Raw genomic sequence first — 26,612 nt, forward strand, 5'->3', positions numbered from 1 at the left:
GAGGTAGTATTATGACATGTCAATCAGTGGTTATCGTTGGAAGTGGTATTGCAGGAATTTATTCTGCCCTACTTGCGAAGACAAAATATCCTAACGCGCATATTTCCTTAGTGGAAAAAAGTGAGCAGCTGGGTGGCTTACTGTCATCGACGAAAATCGAAGGCCATTGGTTTGACTATGGAACCCACGTGCCTCGGTATACCGGAGACTCTGATATAGATGCACTCCTGTTTTCTTCAATAAACTTATCTGACTATTGGCAGTTTCAAAATATCAATGCGGCTAATGTTGGGCCTTTCAATACACTCTACACAGATTCTCCAAATCCATTTTTAGGTAGCAAAACTAATACGCAACTTGCTCAACAGCTTTTAGAGCTTACACAAGAAAATAATGATACGAGATACCACGAACAAAATTTTGATTCACTGAAGTCGCAGCTTGATGCTACCTACGGCCCAAACCTAACCAAAAACTTTTTTGCGCCTCTGATGAACAAGCGTTTTGGCGCGTGTCTATCGGAGATGGCAACCGATAGCCATAAGATTATTGGGCTTCAGCGCTTAATATTAGGCGACGGTGAACTTATGCGAAAACTTAAGGGTTCACCTCGTCTAGATGAAATTCTTGCCTTTGCATCTCAGGAAGAGGGACTCTCGCCATTCAAGAATATTTATCCCAAAGGAGATAAAGGCATTCGTGTTTGGATCGACAGTTTGGTCGCCAACTTAGAAAAGTGTGGTGTTAACATATACACACAGACAGGCATTAGCGAAGTCAACATGACTGGCGACAGGGTTATTAAAAGTGTCGTTTTGTCTTCAGGACAACGTATCGATTGTAACCTGCTTGTTTGGACAGCCCCACTTATTATGCTTATTCGATCAGCAAAATTGACGTATATGCCATCGACACGCCCAATATTTCGTACCTCTTCCCTTTATCATTTCGTATTTCCCGATCCACCTAAAATCTCGTCGAATTATGTCAACGTTCACGACCCCGCGTTTTCTAGTTTTCGTGTAACGCTTTATAGCAATCTTGCAAAAACAACGACTGATGAACACCGAGTAACCGTTGAAGTGATGCATGATATTGAAGCGCCAGCTCCATCACGTGAGAGCATTTGTCAGGAACTTTACGACATGGGCATCATGCCTGTAACAAGCCGCCCTTCACTCACTCACGTTTTAGCGGCTTCGAGTGGGTTTCCAGTTTTGACTCCGGCATTTAAAAAGGAAATGGGAGAACAAGAGAAATTGGTTGAAACAAAAATAGCAAACGTAGTGACTCTAGGCAAAGCCTCAGGTACGGCCTTTTTTATGGCCGACGTTTTGAAAGAAGCGAAGTGCAAGCTTAATCAATATTTTGAAAGAAATTTTGACGACCACAACGAAGATAACATCGATAAGTCTCGACAGGCTGTATCAAATTTATCATCGTAATTTTCGTTTTTATATTCGAAATCTATACCGTGCGAGACACTCAAGACGAGACGGTGTAACTCATATTCACTAATATCGCTAAGGTTAATAACTTTCAACTAGATTGAACTTAACGCTAGCGTAGAAAAGGTTAACTATGGAACGACATGCTTTTGAACAAATGTGTAGATCTGCTTTTGACGAGATGAAAAAGCAATCAACGCTGTATCAACCCACAGATTTTTGGGCCGGTGCATGCATCGAGATATTTGATAACATAAAAAAAGAGGGAATTAGCAACTTTCGCCGCGCCCAGCTTCCTTTGTCTTACTTCGTGCCCACTTATGGCTATCCGGGGAATGGACTAGGCAAACCGAGCGAAGCGCTCATTCAGCCAATGTTAGGCACTGGAATGCTGTCTGAAAAACAACAACAAACCTTGACTGCAATGCTCTCAGGAAGAAGCCAAGCTGAAGCTGACTATCGAGTTTTACTTGCCAGCCATTCCGTTCACAACAAATCAAATTTAATGCACTTCTCAGAAAGCAAAGTGGGTGATCCCATCGAACATTTTGATTTCGATGGGAACTGGTATAGTCGCTCCGCACTTAATTATTTACTCGGCCTATGTTTCTTAAACCAATATACACCGCTTAGCGATATACGCACCGTCGTAGAAATTGGCGGAGGCTATGGCACGCTTGGAGAGGTATTAGTTAAAACGAACGATAAAATACGATACCTAGACTTTGATATTGCTCCTACTCTAAATGTGGCAGAGTACTATCTGTCAGAAGTATTTGGTAAAGACAATGTGGGTGGTTTTTTCCGAAGTGAAACACCTCGTGATGTGGTCTCAAATGCACGCAACCTAAATGTATTTGGCGCGTGGCAGATTGAGGAGCTCAATGAGCCGATTGACTTATTTGTTAACTTCATTTCATTTCAAGAAATGGAACCAGAAATTGTACAGAACTATCTAAATCATATTGATAGAGTCGAAGCAAAATGGGTATTGTTGAGAAATATACGAGAAGGTAAGCAAAGCATCAAAACCCATGGTTTTGGAGTGAAAGATCCGATATTCACCGATGACTATGGCAGAATGCTACCTAATTATGAGTTAGTGGCCAGTAATGTTCGCCCCTTCGGGTTAAAAACCATTGACGGGTTTCATTCAGAGCTGTTGTTGCTCAAAAGAAAAGCGTAATTTCATAGTCTCACGCTCTCTATTTTGTGCCAAGCAAGCGACGCTTGAACTCAAGTGTCGCCGTTTCGAACGTAATGTACTGATTCTTGTATTTTGATGCCGCCACAACCACTTTTCATGCAGGCTTACTTGTGCTTAATAGCGCTGAAACATCTTTAATACCAGTACGCATAGATAATTACCCACAACAGTAAATGATATACATTGCTCCACCATTTGAGGTTTGATAAGTAAATCGCAATCGGGTTGTTAAACCACAGTGTCTTTTTAACTATTCGCTGTCCCTTCAAACCGTCTTCTCTAGGCGCTGCTGACTTTTGCTGTATATTTATACAGTGAATTGAGCGTCATTTAGGCAAGGCAGAGTCCATGTAGTGTAGTTTCTCTACATAAGTGGGCGATAATGCAGCATAACGTATAAACAGTGCCCTTTGGGTTCGTCTTAGAACAAAAATGATACCGTAAAGGGCAGCAAGCCCTAGATACCTGATTCAAAAACTATTTAACTTTGCTTTTACTGACCAGTATTTCAATCGTAGCAAAGTTTTCATCGCGTAAAGTGGGAAGATACCGCAACCGATCACCCGACCCAGTGACTAACGCGCTCTCAGAAAGTGGCGATGCACTAAATGCTATAAAGTTGTGGCAATCATAGATATAGAAATCATCAAAACAAGCTAAATCGAACTTACTAATAACTTCGCTACTTGGAAGTTCACTAGGGATTTTGGGCAAAACAAACTTTATTTCGTCGCGACACGTTGAAGCAAGTACAGCAATGTAGAAGCTGTATTCTTCGGAGGAGCGATACTCATCCCCCCAGGATAAGGATTCAAAGAGTGACGGAACGAAAACAACCACTTTATTATCTAGCTGCGACGGATTTTCAAGAAATTGATGAAGATCTTCATATTCGCTAACAATGAGACATTGCTTTTCACTTGCCTTCACGGTTTTTAGATTTTTAAATCGCTCAATAAATACCGTATTACTCGCATCCGCGCTCTTTCCTAAAGGCAGCGACAATGTTGTCCCCATCAACGTTAATGCTTCTTTTGAACTAACACTATCAACAATAATTTTATTTTGGGAGAAATAATAGTTGAGTGCGGCGCGCTGTCTTTCTAGCGGAAAACTTGTTACGAAATCAAGTTCATAAGGTGCAAGGGTCATACTATCAATTGCATCGTCTAAAAATACCTCCCAGTACCCTAACGTCCTTTCGAACACATCGAATACCATATCTTGGTCTTCGAAATTAAGTATTTTATTGAGTACGCTATTAATATAGTTGACCGAGCCATTCATGTAATAGAACAAGGTTGCACATCCGCTATGATAAGCGTCTATAAGCACCATTCGTATTTCATCAATACACTTTTCTGCCGCTTCTATAGAATCGATTTTTTGCTGAGCAATAGCACGTAGATTTTGTAAGCCTTCAAGAAGGCTTTCAAGCTTATGCTTTTCGTTATAGCGCGAAATAAAGAGCTCTTTATCAACCAGCGCGTAAGCTTCGCGTTCAATCCAATCGATTAGCTCACGCTTCTGTTCAATACTTGATGAGATGATGACATTTTCTTTATGTAGTGCGCGCGCCCCTTCAATCTTAGCGCCATCATTTAAATTATAGAATTCGGTGTCATAAGCCGCTATGGTTTGCTCCATTATGGTCTTCGACATTTTAAACTCGTACTTTGTATTTACATAAGGCCGAAGATTGCCCTCAACGATAAGGGAGGCATTGTATTCTTGTTGATAGCTATAGAGTTCTTTTCCGTTAGCTTGGTAATATCCCGATGATTTCGAGTGATGATGGTTGATATCCACAAACCCCATATCAACGCCAAAGAGATACACTTCTCTAAAACCGATTTCACAGATTAAATTGACAACAAAATTAGACACCGTTGGATATGAAGTTTTTAAACCCGCGAAGGCTTGCTCGGGAAACAAGGCACTCATCATTAAGCTTGCAGCCTCGCCCGTTTTTAGCGCCAAGTAAGCATCTTTATAAAGCTTGATCGTGTCGGGGTGGATACCATTACAACTAATTAAACGTACCTTTTTGAGGTATTCAGGATCTTCAATACGTGTACTCCAATCGAATGTCGACCGATTCTGTTCAACCTCAGCATGAAAGTCAGGAACAATTCCGTTTTTGTGGAGTGCTTGAAGTGCGGTGCCGCAGCTGATGATTATCGCTCGCTCCTTTTCTTCATGAAGTAGAGGCATTAGATTATCCAGTGACGGCCCATTGCCAACAACCAGTACCGGAACAGCATCTAAAAGTTTATGGCGATTTTTGTCATCAAGCTCAGACAATAACCGTACCTTATTCTCTAATGCCCACTTGGTGTGCGCTACGCCATACCTTGAATGCTCAAAATAATCACCCATGGCTACGATTAAACGCAGCTCCTCACGAAGCTTATTAATCGCGGGTTCTAATAAACTATTGTCATACCCCTTCAACAAATAAGTGTTCGTTAAGTTGTAAGTACCAATAGTTTGGAACTGCCGCAATATATCTTTACCTAGGTGTGTTCCATCGTCGCCGATGTTTAAATATAGACGGCCTTCCTTTTCGTCAATCTTTTGTAAAATCGTCGCCCAATCAATCGAAAAAAGTGATGCGTAAAAAAAGTCTCTGTTAGGTTCGACTAAAAACAGTTTCTCAACATCGTATTCATCAAGTAGCTTTTTGAGTTGCAGGCCCTGCCCTAATCCAAACATTATCAAAGATTTGATCACTGCAGGCAGCGCACCTTGCGCCTCTGCCATATTCTTCATTTCTTGCTGGACTCGCAGAACCGTTTGATAGTGGAAATATCGCTTCAATTTTCCACCCGTATAACTCAACACCAACCCATCACGGTTAGGGTTTGTCTTAAACATATCAATTACGCTATCGGAGTCATCCTGAGGGTTGCTCGTGTAGAGAAAACTTCCCGTTTTTTTATGAGCGAGGTTCACCAATCCACTCTCATTGGCGACCACGTCCCAATGAGAGGTTTCATAGTCAGCAAACTCTGCAGCTATAGAGGGGAAGTAATGCTCTAAGGCGGAAATATTTGACGCAAAAAGTGCGGTATTGAGATTCGATTCGTTCCATTCTCTAGGATTGACAATGGGCGGCCACGGGACAATGTAATCCAAAAAGGACCTTTTCTGATTGTATAACGTACTGGTTTTACTCAGCACCCAATCCGTGTTTTTTAACGCGTTATATATGCCGTCGAACGCGTCTGAGTGATAGTGGAAATAAATAAAGGCCTTATCTCTACTGACATGTTCATAGAACTCAGAAAAATCTTTGAATAGCGACTCACCATTTTTTTCAATTTGTAGATAAATAGCTATATTATTGCGCTTTGCTAGTTCAAAAATGGTTAGCCAAACACCGGTGTAAAGAGAGCACACCAGGTAGTCGATATTTGGCTCATAAATAATAATATGTTTTAAAGAGAGGTGACTCGCCATGATCATAGGCAAGTGCGCTCCAAGTCCAAGCCCCATGATAACAAGCGTATCATTAGGAGAACTCATGTCATTTTGAGTAAGGGCTAATTCTGGCGCAAATGAGAAAGATGTGGGAGCAGCCAAAAAACTTTCGACACTTCGCTTAATGGAGTCATTGATTTTCGCCCCATACAGAACGTTGCCCGAACCGTAGTCAACTACGTCAAATTCACCATCAGCATTAAGGTATATTGAGGTTTTCTGCTGACGATTTCTGTTTAACAGGCTATAGATTGACGGCATATTCCGTCTGAATGCTAGAAGGCTGAGGTCTACATTACGCGAGAGAACAGGGGCTTTCTCGTGCTCGATGTGGGCTTGGTGTTCTTCATCTTTATCTAAAAAAAGCTGTATGGCTTTGCGCATTTTCTACTCATATCTCTTTAATGCCGCTTTCGCTCTTTTGAACTCTAGCAATTTATCTTTGTAAGCCTTCAGCAATTTATTTGCCATTTTATCTAAGTGTGCCTGGATCTCGCTTTCATTTTTAGCAAATTCTTTACGCTCATCGCCAGATAAGCGTTCGAGTTCACGAATGATAACCTTGTGGCGAATTTCAATACAGCGGAGCAGTTCAGGAAATGTGTTATCCCCTTCTTCATCATTAAGGCATTGGGTAATGTGCCTATTGAGTATTTTGAGAAAAAGGGGAGTATAGGAGTGGTTTAACTCTGGTATTTTATCGATTATCACACTGCTTCACGGTTTTGACGCTGCTTTTCATAAGCCTCAGCTTTTGCGCTTTCTGGAATTTGAACCCAAGCATCTCGAATTGGTGTTAGAAGATTAGATACTTCATCTAAAATATTCAAGTCATTCTGTACGTGAGCATCGCCTATTCTTGTAATCATATAATCGTACAGAGCAAAGAGATTTTGCGAAACTTCTCCGCCTGCTTCCATATCTAAGGTATCGCGTAAGTGAAGAAGTATTGCACTCACCTTTGAAATAAGTTCGCTTTTAGATGCAAACTCTCCGCGCTCCATTGCACCTTTGGCGTAAGCGATCCTATCTAATGCTCCCTGAAGCAACATTAAAGTAAGCTTATGCGGATCAGCACTAGCCACGTCTTGTTTTAAGTTACCTTTGCGGTACGCATTGATACCTTTAAGTGACATATCTACTCCTATCTATCTTTACAATGCCGCTAACAACGCAGACCCAGTGCGATTTAATTGAGAGACAGTTTGGTCTAAATTTAAATATTTACCACGGACGATTTGTTCAAAGCTCACCATTCGTAGTTCTAGCGTCTCTCTATCGGCATACACACTTTCACGCGCATCTTTCGCAGACTTTTCTCTTAGGCTAATTAAACCATCTGAAGCTGAGAACTCGTCTACAAAGTTATATAGTTTAACGGCAATACCTTCGTTTTCATCAGTAAAAAGTGTCGCTATATCATCGAAGTCATCTTCTAGAGCATCTTTTAAGCGCTCTTCACCTGAACCCAAACCAAAGTCATTAGATGCGATTTCCAATCGGCCATCTTCGTCCAACTCAACGCCTAGTCTAAAAAGGCCGCCTAACCTAGATGTACTCACACTGTCGCCAACGATGGAGGCAAGGCCCGACTGAATACTGCGAAGTAATGCATCACCCGCTAGTGCGCCATCTTCTTCAAGTTCGGAAGCACCGTATTTAGTCAGCTTCTCTATTTCATCTGCCAGAGAATTGTAGTTTTCAACAAAATCTCGAATTTTCTGCTCGAGTCCCTCTTTATCAAATCCAATACTCAACTTAGTGGCGATGGGATTGCCAACATTATCTAATGGTGACAACTCATTAACGGTGAACGATACATTTTGGATAGTATTATCAAACTCATTGCTTTCGCTTTGCACTTCAATACCATCTACCAACGCAATTGCGTTTTTTGCTGATTCAATGTTTGTTGTAGATATATTGTTTGTGCCACCGGTCGTGGATAAACGATCTAACTCAGTATTTCCAGTATCGTTGTTAATAACCAAGTCGTTACCATTTCCCGTTTCTTCAGAGACAAAAACGAGTCTGGGGCCGGCTCCAGTTCCGGTTTCAATTATGTTTGCAGTGACACCGAAATTCTCTTCTGAATTATTTATTTGTTCTCGGAGTGATGCAAGTGTTGTGGTTGCATCAATATTGATAGTAAATGATTTAGTCGCACCAACACTAAAGGTGAGTGACCCTGTTCCGCCAGACAGCAGAGGGTCGCTGCTTGAGGAAAAGGCTGCAGCGTCAGTCGTAATACGACTTCCTGTTGCTAATTGTTGAACGATAATATCGTAATCGCCACGAAGTGCAGAACTGGTCGCATCTGCCGATAGAACATCATCGTCCTCTGACGGATTTGTCACAGTAGGTTCACGACCATTAATGTCACTGTCAGTTCGAAGCTCATCAACGGCATCTTTAAATTCTGAGAGCTTTGACTTGATAGAACCCAACGCAGAAATTTCGGCTTCAACCGCTTCTTCACGTGCGTTCAATCTATCTTCTTTAGGCTTTCGCTCCGCGTTAATCAGTTGCTGAACTAGATCATCTAAAGCTAGACCAGAACCTACACCTAACGAACGAATTGTCATAGCTCACCTCATACTCAAACTTCGTTATTGATAAATACCCCGACGCTGGCCCCCACATCCTGTTGTAATTCCTGTATCCGCTCGGCAAGTGCTAGCACTTCTTCGGAAGGAATTTGCCGTATAACGTCACCGGATTGCCCATCAATGACTGTTACCACTGAACGCGCTGTATCTTCATCTATAGAAAATGCCAAATCTCTATTTTGAACTTTCAAAAAAGATTCAACATTGGAAATCGCTTGTCTAATTGCGTCTTCCGTCACCTCTCTGTCTTGGGTATCGGCTTGTTCGCGTAAACCTTGAGGTGAATTTCGCGATAGTCCCCCTTCATTTTGAAGGTCAGCAGCATTCAATCGAGCATTGCTTTGCCGGCTATCGTTTTTATTTGTTTCAACTTGCTCTGCATTCACTTGCCCAGTACGCTCTGGTGGCGAAGGCTGGACTGGCAAAGCAGAACGCTGTGCAAGAGACTGGCCATTAACGGTATTTTGAATATCCACTTTATGCCTCCTTAATTAAACGACAAAACGGACACTCACAATTACGCAAGCATCCGTTAGCTTTTAACTAAGCCAATTTAGGTTAGTATAGCTTATCCTAGCAGTGATAGCGCCGTCTGTGGACGCTGATTTGCCTGGCTAAGAATTGAGACTGATGCTTGTTGGATAATTTGGTTTCTTGTCAACTCTGCAGTTTCGGCTGCAAAGTCAGTATCCCTAATCTGCGATCGGGCTGCTGCTACGTTTTCCGAGATACTGCTTAAGTTTCTGATAGTTGATTGGAAGCGGCTTTGTAAAGCACCCAGTTCTGCACGAGAACTACCAATTACCGACAGGGCGGCATCAATATCAGATAACATGGCCGATGCACCACCAGCAGATAGGACATTGCCATCTATTCCTAAACCCGAAGCACCATATCCACCGGCGCGCGACAAATTCACGCTTATTGTTTGACCACCGTTTGCTCCAACTAGGAAAACGGCTGAGTATCCCCCCGTCAACAGACTGACGCCAGCGAAAGACGTTGTTTCGCCTATACGTGACATTTCAAGGCGTAGGGCTGACACTTCTTCTTGTAAAGCAACACGATCCGCCGAGCTGTTTATACCGTTTTGCGCTTGAACAGCAAGCACACGAATCCTTTGCAACGACGTTGTTGTTTCTTGCAAAGCGCCTTCTGCCGTTTGCGTCAACGAAATTGCGTCGTTTGCGTTTCTAACAGCTTGATTTAAGCCTTGAACCTGTGAAGTTAGACGGTCAGTTATTTGCAGACCAGCAGCATCATCAGCGGCACTATTAATGCGAAAACCTGATGAGAGACGTTCGAATGAAGTGTTAAGCTTACTGCTTACGTCGAAAAGTTGACGCTGCGCATTCAGCGAAGACACATTTGTATTCACGAATAAAGACATTGGATTACCTCCTAGAGATTTGATTGCAACCTGAGTTAAATCAAACCCTTCCAGTTCACGTTAATTAGGTCACTACTCCTAACTAACACCTCTTTTAAAGTAAATTAAATTACCCCTCGACTATAGGTATCGACCATTCCTTTAGAGTCTTTAGTTTTTTTTGCGTATTTTTTTAAAAAAATTATTAACTCGCTGATTGCAATGCAATTAAACGTCACTTCTAGAATGAAATAATTGTCTGATGCAACTGAGAACGACCAGCTCTTCCGTAGTAATCGATGAGAAAAAGGTGAACGAGGTATGAGGTTTCAATCGTGGCACTTGGCAATGAAAGCACTGCGATTTTATAGAGCGTTATAATAATTCAGAACCAATACCAGTCCGCATAGATAATTAGCCACTCAGCGAGACTTAAAATGTTCGTAATCGCGGCGTGTTACCGCAGGTATAGTGGTTCTACATCAAGGTGACACAACAAAGAGTACGGACATTTTAAACTCGCCCTACGGGATGGTCTGGCAAGCTTTCTAGCTTCATTCTGGGAATTTGAAAGGGAACAGCCATTCCTGCATTCCCACGCTTCGCTAGGAAACTTGCCAGCACCTTCTGAGTGGACAATTATCCATGCGGATTGGTATAAATTAAAAATATGGCATCAAACATGCTTACTATTTGATCGTACTAATATTGTTTGACAGATACTTTGAATTAAATATCGATTTGGGGATCTGATTGAAATTGAAAACAGGTTGGTATAAAAGATAAAAAAAGACCGAGACAAAAATCTCGGTCAATTTGCCCATGTTAGGAGATTGAGCAAATTTCGTTTTATGTCGGCTGGCAGGGTTTAAGTAGGATAAACTGGCCTCTCAACCAACACTTCTACACTCTCAGTCCTGTTAGTCGGCGCTTTGTTTAGAGGCGGTCTTTTGACCGCCTCTTTGTTTTGGACTGGCCTCTCAACTCCTTCCAAAACTGCGCCTTCCTATTAACCTCCAAGAAGCGATAAAGCTGCTTGAGGACGCTGGTTAGCCTGTGACAGGATTGTTGTTGTAGCCTGTTGAAGAATCTGGTTGCGTGTCAATTCCGCAGTTTCCGTAGCGAAATCTGTATCCTTAATTCGCGAGCGTGCTTCAGATACATTTTCAGCAATGTTGCTCAAGTTACGAATAGTGGATTGGAATCTATTTTGGATAGCACCTAGTTCCGCTCTCGTGCTTCCGACGATAGAAAGGGCCGCGTCAATATCAGATAGCATTGCTGATGCACCACCAGCAGATAAAATATTACCGTCGATACCAAGTCCAGACGCTCCAAAACCTGCCGCTCGAGATAGATTAATGCTTATCTTTTGTCCTGCATTCGCCCCAACCAAGAATGTCGCTGAGTATCCACCCGTCAAGAGGCTCACGCCACCGAATTCGGTTGTCGAACCTATTCTCGACAATTCTAATCTAAGTGCCGATACTTCTTCTTGCAAAGCCACTCGGTCTGCAGAACTGTTTATCCCGTTCTGCGCTTGTACAGCAAGAGTACGAATACGCTGGAGTGCCATTGTTGTTTCTTGCAAGGCACCTTCCGCTGTTTGTGCAAGAGAGATCCCGTCATTTGCGTTACGTACAGCCTGATTCAAACCTTGAATCTGAGATGTCATCCGGTCAGTAATTTGCAGTCCGGCTGCATCATCAGCGGCGCTGTTTATTCTGTAGCCAGAAGAAAGTCGCTCAAATGCTGTGCTTAAGTTGTTACCAGTGGTAAATAATTGACGTTGTGCATTTAATGATGACACATTGGTATTAACAAATAGACTCATGGGTCTCTCCTAACAGTTTCGAGTTTTGCGCTATTGCTTTTATTATTTGCGCGATTATTCTAAATATTTGGCATAGCCTGTGCTTTGTATATGGTGTCAGGTTAATCTGACGTTTCATTGGCACACTACTAATGAAACTTGCTAAACAGAGAATTTACTTCTCTTTGCTGGCCGGTGAGTTTGTTGTTCCAGACCTCAAACCTCTCACTACCTCCTGGCTTCAATCTCGCCGGTTAGCAGCTCCAACCGCCCTTGCAAACCTTCCTTTTTATCGACTTAAAACGTATTTACTTTAAAACTATTTTAAAACCGACAAAACAATCACAAGACACTATTTTTCCTAACAAAAATAAAATATAGACAATTAATTAACACAATAAAAAAACCATCTATCATCGGGCATTTATTGTTATTATCACCCTCTTGGAAAGATTCTTTATCTTTATCTCCCCTTTGTAATAGTTATCGTCCAATAGACAAATTTACTTTAGTATTTTTTTTAGGGATTTTGAGATATGCGCGCGTAAAGGAAAATTAAAATAAAAATCAATACTTTAGGATTTTTAAAAGGCGCTTTGAAGAAGCGTTATTTACTGATAGGACAAAATAAATTTTGGCGTTATACAAAAAAGCTGGCCAATGAGGTGGCCAGCTTGAATATATTTCAGCCGTATAGGGCTAGCTCCGCAGATTAACCAAGAAGCTGTAGCGCAGCCTGAGGGCGCTGATTAGCCTGTGCGAGTACCGTGGTACTTGCCTGCTGAATGATCTGGTTTCTTGTCAAGTTTGCAGTTTCCGTCGCGAAATCTGTATCCTTAATCTGAGAACGGGCAGCAGATACATTTTCTGCGATATTACTCAGGTTGCGGATGGTCGACTGGAAACGATTTTGCAATGCACCAAGTTCTGCTCGCGTACTACCTATTATCGATAAAGCCGAATCGATATCCGATAGCATTGCAGAAGCACCACCAGCAGATAAGATATTGCCGTCGATGCCCAGACCTGATGCACCAAAACCGCCCGCTCTAGACAAGTTCACACTAATTTTCTGACCCGCATTAGCACCAACTAAGAACGTGGCTGAAAAGCCACCTGTTAGAAGGCTAACACCACCGAATTCAGTTGTTGAGCCGATGCGTGACATTTCCAAGCGAAGCGCTGAGACTTCCTCTTGAAGAGCAACACGGTCAGCAGAGCTGTTAATGCCGTTCTGAGCTTGTACAGCCAACGTTCTGATACGCTGCAGGGCATTAGTTGTTTCCTGCAAAGCACCTTCTGCTGTTTGTGATAACGAAATCGCGTCATTAGCATTACGAACAGCTTGGTTTAAGCCTTGTACTTGTGAAGTTAGGCGATCTGTAATTTGCAGACCTGCAGCATCATCAGCGGCGCTATTGATACGAAAGCCTGAAGACAGGCGTTCAAAAGACGTGCTCAATGAATTGCTTACATCAAATAGCTGACGCTGGGCATTCAATGAGGATACATTGGTATTGACGAACATAGACATAAAGTCTCTCCTACACTCTCAGTCCAGCGTTTGCTGGCCGCCGGGGGATCCCGACTTATTTTGTTTTAGTAGTCATCAACTACTGAGGGGTAATTGACGAACTGGCTCTCTCAGAAACTGTATCGACAATAAACAAGTTCTCTTTAGAAAAAATTACGATTTTTGCCGATAAGCGGTAACATATTGCCGTCGCAGGAATGAAAATCAGTTATAACTCATGGATTTTTAAGGGGGATTTGGATTGAATAAAAGTTTAAAAATATTAGGTGTTCGACGCATTTCAAAGCCCGCATCGCATTGTGCGTTCACAGATTTAATTGCAAACCCTTTCGACGAAAGTCAAAGCACGTTACTGTGCTGCTACCGCCAAGCAACGAATCATGTCAGTGCTGACGGAGTAGTTGTGGTAATGACTATTGATAAGGATTCATTCAAAGTCCGTCGCAAAACGGTCCTTAGTGAAAATAATGCCGACCTAAGAGACCCTAAATTTTCTTCAAATGGCAACCGCCTGATTTTAACAGTCTACGCAAAGACTCAAATAGAGGGCGGGCAAGCTCAGACTCAAATGCAGAGCTACTTTTCCACTACGGGGCAATCTTGGTCAGGAAAAAATAGTTTTGGCAAAAACGGCTGGTGGTTATGGAATCATGATTGGTTTGGTTCTGAGGCTTACGGATTTGCTTACAATCAGTCATCAAATACATTGTCGCTTTATAAGGGCGACCCTACTCGAACTATGCTGCTTCATAAAAACGCCGCATTTTGTTTAAACAAGCAAGGCAAGGGCTATCCCAATGAAAGCACAATCTTATTTGATGATGAGGGAAATGCCTCGGTATTTTTAAGACGAGATGCCGATACTTTCAGTGCGCAATTTGGTACGTCAAAACCGCCTTATACCAAATGGAACTGGCATGATTTGGGGATCTATATTGGTGGTCCCGCAACTGTGGCGTTAAATGAAAACCTATATATCGTTGCAGGAAGACATGTTGATTGGAGCTCACATCAATTTACTACCAAGATTTGGCTGTTTAATAGCAAGACTAAAACACTTTCTGAGCTACAAACACTGCCAAGCGGCGGAGACACAAGTTATCCGGGCTTGGTAATTGAAGGCGACAACCTTTATGTCTCTTATTACTCCAGCCACATCGACAATGAAGCCCGAGTTTACATGGCATGTTTAACCGGCATTAGTGAATTAACTAATTAGAATGGCTAAACAAAATCAAATAGCGACAAGTTGGCTACTTTAGGAAAAGTAGCTAACGCAGCACTCAATGCCGTTTCCTGCTTTGCGAACTCAGTAGACGCCTCTGCGTAGTCTACATCCTGAATAGATGAGCGCTGCGCTTTTGCCGCAATTTCCATATCAAGATTACTTTCATAAGTACTCTCAGCGATATTCAAACGGCTACCGATGGAAGCCCGTTCTAAAGAAAGCTTCTCAAGTCCGTTATCCAATCCTACTAGTGCATCAGCTATCGATTCTTGAAGTGCAGAATTGTCTATTGTGGAATCCATCAATATGGTCTGAATTTCGTGAATAGACTGGGCCATACTTTTCTTTTGCGGTGCATTAAAAGACAAATCTATACTATCACCAGGCGCAGCCGTCGCATCAAATTCCATTCCCTTGATGGTAAACGGCTGACCAGACGTAAAAGGCACCGTGTCAATAACGACACCAGTACCTTGGTTGACCAACTCAGCTTGTCCGGATGCTAGAAAATTAATGCGGTAATCGTTGTTTCCTGCGTTTACAGGGTCGTAATTCTTGTCGAAAAAGGTATCAAACGTGCCCTGCTGTCTCACAGAGGCAGTAGTTACCGTTGCCCCCGTTGTGCCATTCACTGAAAACTTAAAGCGTGAAAGAACGTTTTCAAACACTTCATAACCGTTACTGGTTGATTGTATTTTTGAGCTATTAGATAGTTGCACAAAGCTTACACCAGGGTCGCCTGCAAACGTAATGGCGTTTGCGCCCGCCGCTGGATTGTATTCAAACGCCTGGTTGCCCGACTGGAAGCCCGCATACAAATAATTGCCGTCTGCATCCTGTGTGTTCATCAGGTCAAACACTTCTAGTTTTATCTGCTCTAGTTCCGCACCAATGGCGCGTTTATCAGGATCATCTAAGATCCCATTTCCAGCCTGGACGATAAGCGTTCGTGCGCGGTTGATAGAGTCGGTAATATTGGTTAGCACAGCCTCTTGCTGCTCAAGAGAGCCAGTCACCAAATCATTATTGCGCTGGAACTGATTAAGCTCATCAATTTCTTCAGTCAAGCGCAGAACTTTCGCAGCACCAACAGGATCGTCGCTGGGAGTAATAATGCGTTTACCTGAGGCAAGTTGCTCTTGAGTCTTCGCCAAATCGCCCTGGTTTTGCATAATGGAGCGCATGTTTTGATCATAAATTTGATTCGTTGATATACGCATAGCTCACCTACCTTGCTGACTGCAAAATGGTATTAAATAATTCTTGCGCTGTTGATAAAATTCGCGCTGCGGCAGCATAACTTTGCTGGTATTTTATCAAGTTCGCCGCTTCTTCATCTAAGCTTACGCCTGACACCGACTCAAACCAATTTTGAGATTGCACTTTCATTGCCTCAGCAGAAGCTAGAGAAACACTGGCCATTGAGGCATCTTCACCAATTCGTCCTACCATTGACGCGTAAGCGTCTTGAAAGGTTCGCGGCCTATTTGTCGCTTCACTACTCACCTGTACTTTGTTTTCATTTTGGATAGCGGCTAGATTAAGCGCATTGCTATTGTCGTTAAAGCCATCTGTATTATAGCCAATGGAGAAACTATCTCCTGCCTTCGGTACGCCATCTAAGCTTAAGTCAAAGCCTGGGTCTGGGCTGATTCCCGCCTGGCTGATGAGATTATTTAAATTAGTGGTGCCAGTAACGGTAGCTAAAACAGTGCCGCTTCCATCTAAAACGTTGTAGGTATCCGGGGCGGTAAAGCTAATTTGAGCGGGCGCTGAATTTAAAAGGCCACCCGCTCCGTCAAAGGCAGACGTGCCCACTTCCGTATTTGACACGGTCACATCGACAACGTTAGCACTGCCTAAGTTCGCGCTATCGGCCCCCGCTCTTACCGGATTGGCAAACGCTAAATCTTCAGGACGATTTGTTGCTAAGCTTATTTTTGATGCCACGTCTTTGGTGGGCTGAATGAGAAACTCATTGCCAACGGTGTAAGGATCGCTTCCTGAAAAGTCAATCTCAATGCCACCGGGTAATTCATTAAAACCGGGGGTTACCGCAAAATTTGAAATAATGATGTCGCTACCTGAACCATCTTTTTTGGGCGTGCCATCGGGGTTTAAAAACGTAATTTCTATTTCGCTGGGCACGCCGGCGGCAACTGCGGTAACTTCAATTTTATAATCGGCGTCAGTTAATTCAGCACCTTTGCCCTCGGTAATCTGCGCTGTAACAACATAGTCGCCATTGGTATCTTCATACGCTAAACCTCTAAAAGAGGGAATGTCAAAAATGTTACCACCAATCTGACCATCCAAGTCCATGCCGAGTTTATTCTGCGTGTTCATGGCATCTGCGAAAGCGACCGACAGCTGGCCAACATCACGCATCGTCGGGCCTAGTACTTCATTGCGATACTCAAACAAACCGCCCAATGCGCCGCCGAGATCACTTTCCAAAATTCGCAACGATGCGTTGTTTTTCGTTTGTGAACCGAAGTCAGTTTCTAACTTAATTTCCTTCGTTGTCAGGTCAGCACTAGAACTTAACTCAAAAAGATTAAAGGCTCCGTTTTCAAGAACGAGTGACTCGCCTGACGTCAGGTTAATTGTTACAGCACCATTTTGCGTAGTACTTTCTTTAACCGTAATACCCATTATCGAAGCCAGTTCGTCTATGGCCTGATCTCGCTCGTTGAGCAACGCACTCGGCTGATCGCTGGTATTGTTACCATTAGCAATGACAATATTTCGATTCAAATCGCCAATGTTACCAATGAGTGTATTTGCTCTGTTTACCATTGAAGTGAACTCTAGATTAAGCTCCTCTTCTTTTTCTAGCATGTAGTCTGACAAGGTTCTCATTCGGTTGTACAAAGACTCGGATTTGCTGAGTACTTGTTCACGAGATGCTAAATTAGTTGGGTCATCAGCAGCGGTTTGTAACGCCGAGAAATACTCACTCAACCCTTTTGAAATTGAATTTGCTTCACTTGCAAGCAGATTATCAATTGCCGTTGTTTTGCTAGAAAAGGCTTCAAGCTCTCCTACTGCTGTGATATCTCGACGCAGCTGATTTTGCGCAAAAACGTTAATAATGCGCTCAGTATTACCAATCTCCACACCAAAAACTTGACTGTTTTGAAGCTCGGTTCGCTCGCGAACATAGCCAGGTGTGTTGACGTTAGCGATGTTGTTGCTGGTCGTCTGTAGTAGTTTACTACTGGCGTTTACGCCGCTTGTCGCTAATGAATATAAATCAACAGAACTCACTGTATTATCCTCACCTATGGCCCCTCGACTACGGCATTAACGCGCTAAGACGTTCGCTGTTATATACGGCCATTATCTTGCTCGCATATTCAGGGTCGGTAGCATAGCCCGCATCTTGAAGCGCACTTGTGTAACGCGCTGCGTCAGAAGCATTTTCCACAGCATGGCTGTAGCGAGGCTGTGTGGTAATAAAACGTCCGTAGTCTTCCATCGCCTCTTCTACCGATGAATAAGATCTAAATGCCGCTTTTTGTTTTTGCGGTAAGCCGTTATTAAACTCCAAAGTATCCACTACCGCCTGCTCACCTTCCCATGCTTTACTGGCCTTAATGCCAAAAAGATTGTGAGAACTACTCCCGTCAGCTTTATGAATGACAAATTTCCCCCACCCCGTTTCCACTGCGGCCTGAGAAACGATAGCTTTGGGATCCATGCCATACTTTTCTGCTATTTTCTCTGCAATAGGCATAAGACTCTGAACAAATTGTTCAGGCGTATCGAACATAGCGTCTTTTTGCGCAGACTGACTCTTTATTGATTCAGAGGATAGGGCGGCGGCTTGGGCTTGTGTAACACTTTGCACGCGATTGCTATTGAGTGACGATAAATTACCATCGCTTCTGATAACGCTTGCCGGCGTGTAACTGTCCTCAGTCTGTCCTAACTGTTTGACAATAACGTCAGCAAGCCCTAAGCCTCCGTTGGAAGTTAAATCTGTTGCCAATTGCTGATCGTGCATGTCTCGATAAAACTTGACTTGCTGTGAATTAAACGGGCTGTCCTCATCAGCAAGCGCGTCTTGCGCTTTACGCATAGACTTCAGCATCATCTGCACAAATATCGCTTCAAACTGCTGAGCAGCCTCTTGCAATACGGTTTCATCGCCTGACGCAATGGCTTCGCGCATCTTGTTTATGCTGCCCATATCATGGACATTGCGAGCCATATCAAGCTGATTTTTTGTGCTGAGTGATTCCATTGTAATTATCCCACCTACACCCGTTAAATAATGATCAGCTCACCACGTAAAGCACCTGCTTGACGCAGCGCTTCGAGGATTGCCATTAAGTCACCAGGTGCTGCACCAACTTCGTTGACGGCACGTACAAGTTGGTCGAGGGTCACGCCTGGCTCAAACTTAAACATGCGACTGTCGGCTAAATCCACATCAACAATGGATTGGGTCGTGACGGCTGTTTGTCCGTCTGCAAAGGCGTTAGGCTGTGACACCTGCTGGTTCTCTGAAATCGTCACTGTTAGCCCCCCGTGCGTAATCGCTGCAGGTAGCAAACGTACATCGCTACCAATAACGATGGTGCCAGTGCGGCTGTTAATCACAACTCTTGCTGGCGCATCCGCCGGTGTGAACTCAAAGTTTTCAAGTGTGGCTAAAAAGCCTACCCGCTGACCTACATCGCGCGGTGCCGTTACGCGAACTGAAGCCGCATCAATCGGTTTCGCAATGATGTAGCCATTTTCAGGCTGCGCACCCAATCTTTCATTGATGGTATCGGCTAACGCTTTTGCAGTTGAAAAGTCAGGGTAATGAAGGTTGAGGGTTAGCGTATCGCCATTAGCAAAACCGCTTGGAACCGAGCGCTCTACCATGGCCCCGTTTGGAATTCTGCCTACAGTTGGGGTATTGACTACAATCCTAGAACCGTCGCCGCCTTGTGCACCAAATCCGCTAACGACTAGGCTACCTTGCGCCACTGCATAAACTTCACCATCTACACCGCGAAGAAACGTCTGCAGCAGCGTTCCTCCCTGAAGACTAGCCGCTTCACCTACTGAAGAAACTGTAATATCTATGGTCTGCCCAGGCTTGGCAAAAGCTGGAAGTTCTGCGTGAACCGCCACCGCTGCTACGTTTCTAATTTTAGGTTTTGTATTAGCGTCAAGACTGATACCGAAGTTGCGCAACATGGTACGAAAGCTTTGCTCTGTAAACGGGCTTTGCTCCCCCGTTCCTGGCAAACCAACGACTAAGCCGTAACCTACTAATTGGTTACTACGCACACCCTGAATGCTCGCTAAGTCTTTTATGCGCTGCGCCCCTACTTGAGATGATAAAAGCAGTGAGGAAACGGCCAATAAAACCAATAATAAACGCATGTTTACTCTCCTACCCTAAACCTAAAGAGGCCACCAAGCCGAATCAAAGAACTTAGTTAACCACCCCTTTTCTTGCGCTCGGGCAAAACTACCCGTACCCGAATATTGAATGCGAGCATTCGCGACCTTTGTTGACACGATTTCATTTTCAGGGCTGATATCCGCTGGACGAATAATGCCGGTTAAACGTATATATTCGTCACCCTGATTTAGCGTTAACCACTTTTCACCGCGAATAACCAAGTTGCTATTAGGAAGCACGTCAACCACAGTTACCGAAATAGCGCCATTTAAGCTATTACTTTGGTTTGCCGTTGCGTCTCCGCTAAAATCGCGAGATGAGCTTATTCCAAGCTGAATAGATTCGCCGCCGATATTGATTGCTTGACCCGCCAGCCCGGTAATGGGGTTGAGATTTACATTAGAGTCTTTCGCTGTGCTTGTATCAGCAGATTTGCTCGCTTGCGTATTCTCGCTCAACGTAACGGTAATAATGTCGCCTACTCTTCTCGCCGTTACATCTGAATAAAGGTTGTTTGCCAAATGTGAGCGAAACAGCGAACCGTCTTCAACCACCGTTTCACGAGGGTAATCTGGGACCACTGGCGCAAATGAAGGGTCGTTTGCCTGGACAGGTGGTTCATTTGTACTGGCGCAACCACCAATTGTGAGCAGTGCAACAGATAAACCTAGAATACGCATTATGCTACCCATTAAAGTTGCTGAATAACTTGACCAAGCATTTGGTCTACCGACGAGATAACTTTAGAGTTCATCTCGTATAAACGCTGACTTTCAATTAGATTAACCAACTCTTCAGTTACGTTTACATTAGAGGTCTCTAGCGTGCCTTGAGAAATGTACCCCAATCCTTGCAGACCTGGGATGCCTTGAATAGGTGCTCCACTTGAGGCCGTCTCTACAAATAGGTTTTGTCCTGTGGGCTGCAATCCAGTGGGGTTAACGAAATCTGAAATGTTTAGCTGCCCCAATACCTGCGGTTCAGCCTGCCCTCGAATACTTACGCTAATTTCACCATCTTGCGAAATCGTAATTTGCTGAGCATCTTCGGGAATAGCGACTTCAGGCTGAAGTAAAAAGCCCGCGCCAGAGGTCACAATTTGCCCTTGGTCATTTAACGAAAACTGACCATTCCTTGTATAGGCAAGGGTGCCGTCCGGCTGAAGTATTTCAAAATAACCTCGGCCTTGAATAGACATATCAAGGGCATTTTCAGTGGTTAATAGGTTACCCTGGGTATGCGCTTTTTGCGTAGCAACAACCTTGGAACCTGAGCCTAGCATTAAACCCGAAGGCAACTCCGTGTCGGCAGACGAACGGCCACCTGGCTGGTTTATGTTCTGATAAAGCAAATCTTCAAACACCGCACGATCTTTTTTAAAGCCTACCGTTGATGCGTTTGCTAGATTGTTCGACACCACCGCCACGTCAGTTTGTGCGGCATCTAGGCCTGTTTTACTAATCCACAATGCTGGATGCATGTTAACCTCCGACGTTGCTCAGGGGGCAACGATGATATAAATTCATTTACAGTATGCGTAACAACGCATTGCCACTTTGATCAAGCTTTTCAGCTTGCTTCATCATCTTGACTTGTAGTTCGTAATGACGCTGAAGACTTATCATGTCCACCATCTCTTCCACGGCATTGACATTCGAACCCTCAAGCATGCCAGACATTACTTTAACGTTGGCATTGGCTGGCGCAACAGAGCCGTCCTCCATACGAAACAGGCCGTCATTGCCTCGCTCCATGTCAGCATAATTGGGGCTGACTAGCTTAAGACGTCCTACATCTTCTATTACATTCGCAGGCGCGCCTAACTGTCTCATCGACAATGTGCCATCCGCAGCTATATTTAGGTTATCTAAAGGAACTGGAAGAAAAATAGGCCCGTTATCACCAAGCACTACACGATCGTGAATGTCTGTCAAAATTCCGTCGTCGCCCAGCTTAAAGTTCCCGTCTCTTGAATAGGCTTCTTGACCATTTTCATCTTGAACGGCAAACCAGCCGTCGCCTTGGATAGCTACGTCTAAATCTCGCCCTGTTTTTATCATCGGGCCTGACTCGTAGTTATTTGACGGACTTTCTGTCATAGAAAAAACACGGGTCGGCAAGCCTTCACCATATGCAGGCATTGAACGGGCCTGCTCTAGCTGTGCTCTAAAACCGGTTGTTTGTGCATTCGCTAAGTTATTGGCTCGAACCCCCGTACCTAATAGGTCTTGAGATGCGCCACTCGCTGCAATGTAGAGAAGTTTGTCCATGACTGACTTTTGACTCTGATTAAACCTTAAACAAGATTTTGCAAAGGCAATGCCAATCTGTTGATATTTAGCGCAATTGGATCAGATGGAAGTTAGTAAATTGAAATATAAAGAAAAATAAAAAGGCCGCTGTGATGCGGCCCGTCGTGTAATAGAGAATTTCGAGCGATGTCATACGCCTGAATATTGCCGTTTTCTTGCCTCAACTACTGAAGCTTGCCGTTAACTATCGAATGTTAAGGATAGTCTGGTTCAATGAGTTGTTCACTTCAAGCGCTCGCGAGTTTGCCTGGAAGTTACGCTGAGCAATGATCATGTCAATAAGCTCTGTTGTTAGGTTGACGTTGGCTTGCTCAAGCGCTGAGGAATTAATCTCACCAAATGTACCGGTCGTTGCTTCGCCCGCTAACGCTTCACCTGAGAGAATACTTTCTTTCCATTGAGTACTGCTCTCTTGCGTTAAGCCTTGTTCATTAGAAAAACGCACTAGCGCAACACGCACGATGGGCTCAGATGTGCCGTTTGAGAAGGTAGCACGTACTAAGCCGTCAGGGCCGATATCGATACCTGTTAGACGACCTACTGGAAGACCATCTTGCTCAAGTGACGTTACCTCGAACGCTGATGCAAATTGAGTTGGTTCATTAGGCGTTGCATTATTAACGTCCAAATTGAAGTCAATGTTTATTTGTTGCGTGGGATCTGAGCCATTTGCCAGGATACCTGCGCCTAACGCTTCCGTTTGCATTTTAAAGTCTAACGTTGGCAAACCATCGGGTGTTTCCATGCCTGAAAAGTCGCCGCCTTGAGAGAAAATGAGCTTAGACGCCGTTACTGCGTTACCTGTGTTGCCGCCGACAGAGTGAACCGCAGTAGCTGGGTCGGTATCATTACCAGCAGAGTCAGTCATATCAACTAATGTGTCGTCGATTGCTGTTGCCACATACCATTCATTATCCACACCTGCGGCACCATCTTTTATGAAGTAATACGTCATGACGTGGCTGTCACCAAGCGAGTCATATACCGTTACCGATGTGGCGGCGTTGTAAGTCAATGGGTCATCAGGGTTAAAATCTTGTGGGTCCAGACCAGCGTCGCCAGCAGGAAGGTTCATACGAATATCAACCTCTGACGTTTGCTGCGGTGAACCCGAAGAATCTGGAATACGCACAGGCTCCGTGGTACTTAAAGCAACCGATGCACTCGTACCGTCCGCATTGACGGGGAAACCAAGTAGGTTGTCACCGTTACTGTTTACAACGAAATTATCGCTGTCCAACTTAAACTGACCCGCTCGCGTGAAAGAAAAATCTCGAGAGGTAATTTCAGGCACCGTTGCGAAGAAGCCGTTTCCAGTAATCGCCAAGTCTAGAGATGTATTGGTGAACTGAAGGCTACCTTGCGAAAACTGCTGAGCGACTTCTTGTGTTAAGACACCGTCACCCACTTTCGTTTTTCCACCTGCAAGCAGAGATGCCGCATACACATCACCAAATTCAGCACGAGACTCTTTGAAGCCAACAGTATTGACGTTTGCGATGTTGTTGGCGGTCACATCCAAATCTTTTTGTGCGGCCGATACGCCACTCAGTGCAATATTAAAAGACATTATTGATTCTCCTACTAACTGCCGATTTGAATGACGTCATCAAGATTGATACTGACATCACCATCCAAATTTAAAATTACGCCCTGACCACTACCGGCCAGACTCACACTTCCCACATGACGATTAACGGCGGTATTAAGCTGAACACCTTGGCCATTGAGCTCTCCAGTTGCACTGATAATGTATTCACCCGGTGCCATCTGATTGCCATGTTTATCTTTACCATCCCACTCAAACTCAATGTTGCCAGCACTTTGCGTACCAGCATCTATGGTTTTAATAACTTCACCAAACTGGTTCTCAATGCTAATCGTCATGTTTTGAACGGTCTTTTCGTTCACAATCACGCCCGATATACCATCCCCTTCAGACGCCATGAAGCCCACATTGCCTTGAACGAGCACATTTTGTCCTATTAGACTGGAAGCTTGAAGCGCTTGGTTCGAGGTCATTGACGCCGCAAACGATTCAAACTTTTCGTTGAGCTGAGATATGCCGTCAGCCATAGTAAATGACGTCATCTGCGCCACCATTTGATCATTATCAACCGGTGCAGTGGGATCCTGGTTAGCTAGCTGTTCCGTAAGCATTGAGAAGAAGTCTTCTTGGGTAAGCTGCTGCTCAGTACCATCGGCAATTTTGACAGTTTCTTTTTGCCAATACAGATCAGTATTTAAGCCGGTGTTGTTAATGGTATTCACTGATTAATCCTCACAAAATTCAAGCGGCAAGTTACTGCCCTTGACCAAGCTGTAATACGCGGCGGAATATGCGTTTTGTCGTGTCAGCAACTTGTACGTTTGTTTCATAGGCTTTTGATGCCGACATCATATTTGCCATCTCTTCGACAATGTTCACATTCGGCTTGTAGATATAGCCGTTTTCATCTGCCATTGGGTTATTCGGTGCGTATTCCACTTGAAGTGGGGCATCACTTTCCACAATACCTTTGACCTGAACACCCGCGCCTTTTGACTGGTCGCGCATCGCGTCTTGCAATGCAGTAGCGAAAACCGGATGGCGCGCTCGGTAGGTTTCGCCATAGCTGCTGCTAACCGAGTTTGCGTTGGCAATATTACTGGCCGTGGTATTCAAGCGGACGTTTTCAGCTTCCATACCCGTACTTGAAATTTGCATTACGTTAAATAAACTCATGACTATTGACCTCCTGAGCTAAGCGCTTTTTTCATGCCTTTAATTTTTCCATTTAAAAATTCAAGGCTAGCTTGGTAGCGTAATCCATTGTCTAAAAATCGATTTCTTTCTGCCTGCACTTCCACCGTATTACCATCTCCGGTGTCGGGCTGAGTCGGCAAGCGGTATTGCATGTCAAAGTTTGCCGCTACTGACGAAGGATTGCCGCTTAAATGGCGGTCATTTGTCCGCACTAAACCTGATGAGGCACGACTGGGTGAACTGCTTGACGCTTCTCGCATCGCCGACTGCATCGCTTTATTAAAATCGATATCTCGCGCTTTGTACCCTGGCGTGTTCGCGTTCGCTAGATTCCCTGATATCACCTCCATACGCTCTGTGCGTATCTTGAGTGCTGACTGGTGAAAGCCAACCAGTTTATCTAGGTTTATAGCCATGACATGACCTCTGACTTACTTAAAAACTATTACGTGGTGACAATATGAGGAAAGAAGGCACTGCCTATTTTTCGTTTAATTGTCGTTTGTGAAAAATAGTTAGCAAGGCAAATGCCATAATGATTTTTTGACGGGAAGCTAAAGAATTGAGACTCAAATCGAAAGTAAAAAAACTTTTATTTATCAGTCAAATAAGTACGATTATTTTTTTTGATAATACAGACCAGGATGGCACTTGACCATACTGTAAGTCGCACTAGCCGCGCTAATTGACTCTGAAGCGCCAAGGAAAAGTACGCCTGCAGGCTGCAGTTGTCCGGCAATTTGTTGCAGTATGCGCTGCTTTACGTCCGCCGAAAAGTAAATCAATACATTGCGGCAAAAGACAATATCAAAACGACCTAACGCAGCATAGCTTGTCAGTAGGTTGAGACTTCGAAAGCTCACCATACGTCGCACTTCAGGTTTAACCTGCATTAAGCCATTGTCGCTTTCTTGGAAAAATGTTTGTCGACGTTGCGGCGATAACCCTCTGGCAAGGGATAATTCATCGTAAACACCCAGTTCGCATTTCTTAAGCATCTCAGAAGATAGATCAGTCGCCACTATCTCAACGCCGGCTCTCAAAGCCCCTGGTCGCTGACGTTGATATTCAAGAACAGACATGGCAATGGAGTAAGGCTCTTGACCCGAGGAACAGGCTGCACTCCAAATGCGAATCTTTTGATTTTTTGCCGACAGTGAGGGCAATAAGTCTTTTACGAGAAGATCAAAAGGGTAATTATCTCGAAACCACAGCGTCTCATTCGTCGTCATTGCATCGATAACGCTTTGAAGTAATGCTCTGTCAAAACCACGTACCACGACATCAATCAGTTCATCCGCTGATTCATATTTGTGCTTGTAGAGCAAAGAGGCTAGACGACTGCGAACGAGGTACTGCTTGTTTTCACCCAGTACGATCCCACATTGCTTCTCTAAAAATTCCCTAAACTTCAAATAGCTTGCTGGCGAAACGTCTTTATTAGCCAATACTGTAT

23 protein-coding genes are annotated in these 26,612 nt (G+C 43.9%); 3 read left to right on the forward strand and 20 right to left on the reverse strand.

Translation table 11 applies throughout. From position 1 onward, the window contains the following. Positions 1–11: 11 nt before the first annotated feature. Entirely contained in the window at positions 12–1,445 is a 1,434-nt protein-coding gene (locus GVO63_RS07695; RefSeq protein WP_159578905.1) for an NAD(P)-binding protein, read from the forward strand. Between the two features lie 136 nt (positions 1,446–1,581). Next, complete coding sequence (locus GVO63_RS07700; RefSeq protein ID WP_159494971.1) at positions 1,582–2,634, forward strand: putative sugar O-methyltransferase; 1,053 nt, start codon at positions 1,582–1,584, stop codon at positions 2,632–2,634. Between the two features lie 498 nt (positions 2,635–3,132). Here the strand turns inward: GVO63_RS07700 and GVO63_RS07705 are convergent, their stop codons facing one another. The 8 genes from GVO63_RS07705 to GVO63_RS07740 form a co-directional block, all read right to left on the reverse strand. Next, positions 3,133–6,522, reverse strand: a complete 3,390-nt coding sequence (locus GVO63_RS07705; protein ID WP_159578907.1) for a 6-hydroxymethylpterin diphosphokinase MptE-like protein — start codon at positions 6,520–6,522, stop codon at positions 3,133–3,135. Positions 6,523–6,525: 3 nt separating this feature from the next. Beyond that, positions 6,526–6,849 (reverse strand): hypothetical protein, encoded by a 324-nt coding sequence (locus GVO63_RS07710; RefSeq protein ID WP_159578909.1) that lies wholly within the window; start codon positions 6,847–6,849, stop codon positions 6,526–6,528. Further along, positions 6,846–7,274 carry a flagellar export chaperone FliS gene (gene fliS, locus GVO63_RS07715; protein ID WP_159494968.1) on the reverse strand — a complete coding sequence of 143 codons (429 nt, stop codon included), beginning with the start codon at positions 7,272–7,274 and terminating at the stop codon, positions 6,846–6,848. Before fliS ends, GVO63_RS07710 begins: the two co-directional genes overlap by 4 nt. Before the next feature lie 18 nt (positions 7,275–7,292). Continuing rightward, a complete protein-coding gene (gene fliD, locus GVO63_RS07720) occupies positions 7,293–8,723 on the reverse strand; it encodes a flagellar filament capping protein FliD (protein WP_159494967.1) in 1,431 nt (476 codons plus the stop codon). A 14-nt stretch (positions 8,724–8,737) separates the two neighbouring features. After that, on the reverse strand, positions 8,738–9,223 hold the full coding sequence (locus tag GVO63_RS07725) for a flagellar protein FlaG (protein WP_159578911.1): 486 nt from the start codon (positions 9,221–9,223) through the stop codon (positions 8,738–8,740). 92 nt (positions 9,224–9,315) lie between these two features. Then, positions 9,316–10,137, reverse strand: a complete 822-nt coding sequence (locus GVO63_RS07730) for a flagellin (RefSeq protein WP_159578913.1) — start codon at positions 10,135–10,137, stop codon at positions 9,316–9,318. A gap of 988 nt (positions 10,138–11,125) precedes the next feature. Further along, positions 11,126–11,950: a flagellin gene (locus GVO63_RS07735; RefSeq protein WP_159494962.1), complete on the reverse strand. Its 825-nt coding sequence runs from the start codon at positions 11,948–11,950 to the stop codon at positions 11,126–11,128. 691 nt (positions 11,951–12,641) lie between these two features. Next, the gene (locus GVO63_RS07740; RefSeq protein WP_159494961.1) at positions 12,642–13,463 is read right to left on the reverse strand and encodes a flagellin; all 822 of its coding nucleotides are present in this window, start codon (positions 13,461–13,463) and stop codon (positions 12,642–12,644) included. Positions 13,464–13,704: 241 nt separating this feature from the next. Here GVO63_RS07740 and GVO63_RS07745 point away from each other — a divergent pair, with 241 nt between their 5' ends. After that, complete coding sequence (locus GVO63_RS07745; protein WP_159578915.1) at positions 13,705–14,682, forward strand: hypothetical protein; 978 nt, start codon at positions 13,705–13,707, stop codon at positions 14,680–14,682. Positions 14,683–14,687: 5 nt separating this feature from the next. On the opposite strand, the gene flgL is transcribed toward GVO63_RS07745, so the two are convergent. The 12 genes from flgL to GVO63_RS07805 form a co-directional block, all read right to left on the reverse strand. Further along, complete coding sequence (gene flgL / locus GVO63_RS07750) at positions 14,688–15,911, reverse strand: flagellar hook-associated protein FlgL (RefSeq protein WP_159578916.1); 1,224 nt, start codon at positions 15,909–15,911, stop codon at positions 14,688–14,690. 7 nt (positions 15,912–15,918) lie between these two features. Then, positions 15,919–17,961 carry a flagellar hook-associated protein FlgK gene (gene flgK / locus GVO63_RS07755; RefSeq protein WP_159578917.1) on the reverse strand — a complete coding sequence of 681 codons (2,043 nt, stop codon included), beginning with the start codon at positions 17,959–17,961 and terminating at the stop codon, positions 15,919–15,921. A 28-nt stretch (positions 17,962–17,989) separates the two neighbouring features. Then, positions 17,990–18,940 (reverse strand): flagellar assembly peptidoglycan hydrolase FlgJ, encoded by a 951-nt coding sequence (flgJ, locus tag GVO63_RS07760; RefSeq protein ID WP_159578918.1) that lies wholly within the window; start codon positions 18,938–18,940, stop codon positions 17,990–17,992. Between the two features lie 23 nt (positions 18,941–18,963). Continuing rightward, positions 18,964–20,076 carry a flagellar basal body P-ring protein FlgI gene (locus tag GVO63_RS07765; RefSeq protein WP_159578919.1) on the reverse strand — a complete coding sequence of 371 codons (1,113 nt, stop codon included), beginning with the start codon at positions 20,074–20,076 and terminating at the stop codon, positions 18,964–18,966. 21 nt (positions 20,077–20,097) lie between these two features. Then, positions 20,098–20,778 carry a flagellar basal body L-ring protein FlgH gene (gene flgH, locus GVO63_RS07770; RefSeq protein ID WP_159494964.1) on the reverse strand — a complete coding sequence of 227 codons (681 nt, stop codon included), beginning with the start codon at positions 20,776–20,778 and terminating at the stop codon, positions 20,098–20,100. An 11-nt stretch (positions 20,779–20,789) separates the two neighbouring features. Beyond that, positions 20,790–21,578, reverse strand: a complete 789-nt coding sequence (gene flgG / locus GVO63_RS07775; protein WP_159578920.1) for a flagellar basal-body rod protein FlgG — start codon at positions 21,576–21,578, stop codon at positions 20,790–20,792. Between the two features lie 46 nt (positions 21,579–21,624). After that, positions 21,625–22,368 (reverse strand): flagellar basal body rod protein FlgF, encoded by a 744-nt coding sequence (locus GVO63_RS07780; protein ID WP_159578921.1) that lies wholly within the window; start codon positions 22,366–22,368, stop codon positions 21,625–21,627. A gap of 226 nt (positions 22,369–22,594) precedes the next feature. Next, positions 22,595–23,980 carry a flagellar hook protein FlgE gene (gene flgE / locus GVO63_RS07785; protein WP_159578922.1) on the reverse strand — a complete coding sequence of 462 codons (1,386 nt, stop codon included), beginning with the start codon at positions 23,978–23,980 and terminating at the stop codon, positions 22,595–22,597. 14 nt (positions 23,981–23,994) lie between these two features. Next, entirely contained in the window at positions 23,995–24,681 is a 687-nt protein-coding gene (locus GVO63_RS07790) for a flagellar hook assembly protein FlgD (protein WP_159578923.1), read from the reverse strand. 31 nt (positions 24,682–24,712) lie between these two features. Further along, the gene (flgC, locus tag GVO63_RS07795; RefSeq protein ID WP_159494952.1) at positions 24,713–25,135 is read right to left on the reverse strand and encodes a flagellar basal body rod protein FlgC; all 423 of its coding nucleotides are present in this window, start codon (positions 25,133–25,135) and stop codon (positions 24,713–24,715) included. A gap of 2 nt (positions 25,136–25,137) precedes the next feature. Then, positions 25,138–25,572, reverse strand: coding sequence for a flagellar basal body rod protein FlgB (flgB, locus tag GVO63_RS07800; protein WP_159578924.1), 435 nt, complete (start codon positions 25,570–25,572; stop codon positions 25,138–25,140). Positions 25,573–25,773: 201 nt separating this feature from the next. After that, on the reverse strand, positions 25,774–26,604 hold the full coding sequence (locus GVO63_RS07805; protein WP_159494950.1) for a protein-glutamate O-methyltransferase CheR: 831 nt from the start codon (positions 26,602–26,604) through the stop codon (positions 25,774–25,776). Between the last annotated feature and the right edge of the window lie 8 nt (positions 26,605–26,612).

Source organism: Alteromonas sp. KUL106 (assembly GCF_009811415.1).
Lineage (GTDB): Bacteria > Pseudomonadota > Gammaproteobacteria > Enterobacterales > Alteromonadaceae > Alteromonas.

What these genes read in the sequence shown, in the direction of transcription:
- flgL (WP_159578916.1), bottom strand. Translation starts at nt 15,911, where the DNA reads ATGCGTATATCAACGAATCAAATTTATGATCAAAACATGCGCTCCATT.
- flgB (WP_159578924.1), bottom strand. Translation starts at nt 25,572, where the DNA reads ATGGCTATAAACCTAGATAAACTGGTTGGCTTTCACCAGTCAGCACTC.
- GVO63_RS07765 (WP_159578919.1), bottom strand. Translation starts at nt 20,076, where the DNA reads ATGCGTTTATTATTGGTTTTATTGGCCGTTTCCTCACTGCTTTTATCA.
- GVO63_RS07740 (WP_159494961.1), bottom strand. Translation starts at nt 13,463, where the DNA reads ATGTCTATGTTCGTCAATACCAATGTATCCTCATTGAATGCCCAGCGT.
- flgE (WP_159578922.1), bottom strand. Translation starts at nt 23,980, where the DNA reads ATGTCTTTTAATATTGCACTGAGTGGCGTATCGGCCGCACAAAAAGAT.
- GVO63_RS07695 (WP_159578905.1), top strand. Translation starts at nt 12, where the DNA reads ATGACATGTCAATCAGTGGTTATCGTTGGAAGTGGTATTGCAGGAATT.
- GVO63_RS07780 (WP_159578921.1), bottom strand. Translation starts at nt 22,368, where the DNA reads ATGGACAAACTTCTCTACATTGCAGCGAGTGGCGCATCTCAAGACCTA.
- GVO63_RS07735 (WP_159494962.1), bottom strand. Translation starts at nt 11,950, where the DNA reads ATGAGTCTATTTGTTAATACCAATGTGTCATCATTAAATGCACAACGT.
- fliS (WP_159494968.1), bottom strand. Translation starts at nt 7,274, where the DNA reads ATGTCACTTAAAGGTATCAATGCGTACCGCAAAGGTAACTTAAAACAA.
- GVO63_RS07700 (WP_159494971.1), top strand. Translation starts at nt 1,582, where the DNA reads ATGGAACGACATGCTTTTGAACAAATGTGTAGATCTGCTTTTGACGAG.
- flgC (WP_159494952.1), bottom strand. Translation starts at nt 25,135, where the DNA reads ATGAGTTTATTTAACGTAATGCAAATTTCAAGTACGGGTATGGAAGCT.
- flgJ (WP_159578918.1), bottom strand. Translation starts at nt 18,940, where the DNA reads ATGGAATCACTCAGCACAAAAAATCAGCTTGATATGGCTCGCAATGTC.
- fliD (WP_159494967.1), bottom strand. Translation starts at nt 8,723, where the DNA reads ATGACAATTCGTTCGTTAGGTGTAGGTTCTGGTCTAGCTTTAGATGAT.
- flgH (WP_159494964.1), bottom strand. Translation starts at nt 20,778, where the DNA reads ATGCGTATTCTAGGTTTATCTGTTGCACTGCTCACAATTGGTGGTTGC.
- GVO63_RS07705 (WP_159578907.1), bottom strand. Translation starts at nt 6,522, where the DNA reads ATGCGCAAAGCCATACAGCTTTTTTTAGATAAAGATGAAGAACACCAA.
- flgG (WP_159578920.1), bottom strand. Translation starts at nt 21,578, where the DNA reads ATGCATCCAGCATTGTGGATTAGTAAAACAGGCCTAGATGCCGCACAA.
- GVO63_RS07730 (WP_159578913.1), bottom strand. Translation starts at nt 10,137, where the DNA reads ATGTCTTTATTCGTGAATACAAATGTGTCTTCGCTGAATGCGCAGCGT.